We start from the raw sequence: 2,623 nt of genomic DNA, 5'->3' as shown, positions 1-2,623 counted from the left end.
TCGGAGAGTTGTGGACGTTTATCGGTTCGGTTTTCAACTTGACGTGAAAGTTGTGACAGAGCAATGATGGGAATATTGAGTTCTTTTGCAAGTGCTTTTAATCCGGTGGTAATGGCTGTAATTTCTTGAACGCGGTTTTCTAATGAACGCTTTGAACCGCTTGTCATGAGTTGGATATAATCGATAATCAAGACATCTAGACCATGTTGTCGTTTCAGACGCCTTGCACGGGCGGCCAATTGTGCAAGGGATACACCCCCCGTTTGATCAATATAAAGAGGGATTGTTTGTAAGGAACGCATTGCGTAAATGATGTTGGTAAATTGCTCTTCTGAGATATTACCACGGCGCATATCAGAAGAAGAAACCTTTATTTGTTCTGAGATAATACGAGTTGCAAGCTGTTCTGTTGACATCTCAAGTGAGAAGAAACCTACAATGCCCCCTTCATTTTCTTGGCTGTTATCACGACGCTTGCAAGCATTGGCAATATTAAAAGCAATATTGGTCGCCAGAGAGGTTTTCCCCATAGCAGGGCGCCCTGCAAGGATAATCAAATCGGATGGCTGTAGCCCCCCCATTTTCTCATCAAGGGTTTTGATATGGGTAGCTATCCCAGAAAGCTGTGAGGAACGCTTTTTTGCAGCGCTTGCCATGTTAAGTGCTTTTGCAATGGCTGTATCAAAGTTTTCAAACCCACCTCCATATTTTCCTTTTTCGGCGAGCTCAAATAACTGATTTTCAATCGTTTCAATTTGTTGGGAAGGTGTAAGTTCGACAGGAGCATCAAAGGCTGTATTGGCAACTTCATTGCCAAGATTAATCAAAGACCGGCGGATAAAAAGATCGTAAATGACACGTCCATAATCTTCAGTGTTAATAATAGTGACTGCCTCTGTGGCTAAGCGAACAACATACTGGTATACAGTAATATCTCCAATTTTTTCTTCCATTTGGATATAGGGCTTGATTGTAATGGGGTTTGCAAGATGACCCTTTTGAATAATTTGTAAGACAATCTCAAAGATCTTTTGATGTAGCGTTTCAAAAAAATGTTCTGCTTTGAGAAAGTCTGAAACGCGATCGAGTGCATTATTATTAATCAGGATTGCTCCAAGTAATGCCTGTTCAGCTTCAATATTATGGGGAAGTTGACGAAAAGAAGAAGCAAAATTATCTCTTGGATTTTCTGTTTTTAGCATGTTCAGTGTTCTCATTGCTTTCTTTTCCCTTGTTTGGTGCCTCGAGTGTGATTTCTGTTGTGTATCCGCTTTGTTTTTCATAGCGGTGGGTGACGGTTGCAGCTTTCCATGGCCCATTGATTTGCCCACGAAACCCTTGAAGGATGAGAGGTTGATCCGCCATGATTTCAGGGCGTCCCTCAAGAGACAAAGAGCCACTGCCTACAGCACGACATAAGCGATCCGACTCGGAAGCAGCAGCAGCTCGTGCTTCCTCTTGACATGGATAACAACTGCGAAGACGCCGCACGGGACCGCTAAACCCTGTCTGATGTTTGACTTGGCATTGCTGCCCTTTTGAGCGATCAAAATAAGAAGCTTCAATGGTGCCATATTGCGTACGTGGCTCTAGGGTAAATTCCCAGTTGGAACAGTCGTGCTTATGGATGTCGAGTGCTGGTAAATTATCCCCGCTTAAAAATAAAAACTTATGGTCTTTGATTAAAAAACGCGCCTGCATGCGGTCCGCAAGACGGGTTAAAAAATCAACCGCCGATTGATCTGTACGAATCACATAAGGAAGAGTTTGTTTGATAAATTGTGGACTGACTTTTGCTTGATAGCCATGGCGTTTGGCGAGTGTCTCAACAATCTCACCAACAGTTTTGTGATCAAAATGTTCACTCGCTTGTTCTTTGAGTTCTTTACGCATCGAGGCGCTTTTGCCACAAAGGCGCAAAATCTCTCCATCACTGCCCCCAATACTCACCACCGACTCGACAACAAAACGCCCCATAAAGGCACTGATGCTGTTCTCATAGCCAAAAATCACTTGCAGAGTGCTGTTGCTTGAGGGAACCTCTAAATCATTACCACTATCATCAAACTCTGCTTCAAATGTATCGGCTTCATTGCCGGCATGGTCCGTAATGGTTGCGGTTAAAAGACGCTGGTAAAAAACCTCATGGACAAGCTTATCCCCCACCCTCACCTCAATAAAAGGATGCGTGCGCATTAATCCCATAGCCTTTTCACCACGCTGTTCTTTTCTTGGCTGACAAATTCAGGCAGAATGACCTTTAAGCCCCGCGGTAAAAACACACCATATTTGGCAATCTCTGGATTGGCTTCCAGTGTGGCTTCTAAATAGCCATTTAGTCCCCCAACTTGAGAACGGTCCCCTAACACAGCCATGGCATGGTGAAAGCAGATCAGATCAAGACTCATATCTTCTAGCTCTACCACGAGGTGATTTTCTGGTATTTTCATGGCGTTTCTCCTCCTTGGGAATATTGACCATATCCCTCTTGGTATTGTCCCACCTGATATTGACCTTGCGGTTTTCCACCATCGAAAAACGGTAACAAGCTAATGGCATAGCGAATGCGCCCCGATTGACCAGAGCGACTAATATAGTCGTGATCTTTCGTGACACTGGTGAT

At 43.9% G+C, this 2,623-nt stretch carries 3 protein-coding genes and 1 pseudogene; all 4 read right to left on the bottom strand.

The window, feature by feature from the left end; translation table 11 throughout:
- Positions 1-1,217, bottom strand: a 1,217-nt coding sequence (locus ACFINC_RS09100; RefSeq protein ID WP_375617000.1) for a replicative DNA helicase, incomplete at its 3' end; no start/stop codon positions are given.
- A complete protein-coding gene (locus tag ACFINC_RS09095; RefSeq protein ID WP_375617001.1) occupies positions 1,174-2,196 on the bottom strand; it encodes a phage late control D family protein in 1,023 nt (340 codons plus the stop codon). The genes ACFINC_RS09095 and ACFINC_RS09100, both read right to left, overlap by 44 nt.
- Entirely contained in the window at positions 2,196-2,450 is a 255-nt protein-coding gene (locus tag ACFINC_RS09090; RefSeq protein ID WP_375616999.1) for a tail protein X, read from the bottom strand. Before ACFINC_RS09090 ends, ACFINC_RS09095 begins: the two co-directional genes overlap by 1 nt.
- Positions 2,447-2,623 (bottom strand): annotated as a pseudogene (locus tag ACFINC_RS09085) (phage tail protein); the annotation flags it as partial. The pseudogene ACFINC_RS09085 and the gene ACFINC_RS09090, both read right to left, overlap by 4 nt.

The sequence above is a fragment of the Bartonella sp. AP58NXGY genome (assembly GCF_042195785.1).
Classification (GTDB): domain Bacteria; phylum Pseudomonadota; class Alphaproteobacteria; order Rhizobiales; family Rhizobiaceae; genus Bartonella.
This window is presented reverse-complemented; position numbering and strand designations above follow the sequence as displayed.

Excerpts from the sequence above, each read along its gene's own strand:
- ACFINC_RS09090 (WP_375616999.1), bottom strand. The coding sequence starts at position 2,450 with ATGAAAATACCAGAAAATCACCTCGTGGTAGAGCTAGAAGATATGAGT.
- ACFINC_RS09095 (WP_375617001.1), bottom strand. The coding sequence starts at position 2,196 with ATGCGCACGCATCCTTTTATTGAGGTGAGGGTGGGGGATAAGCTTGTC.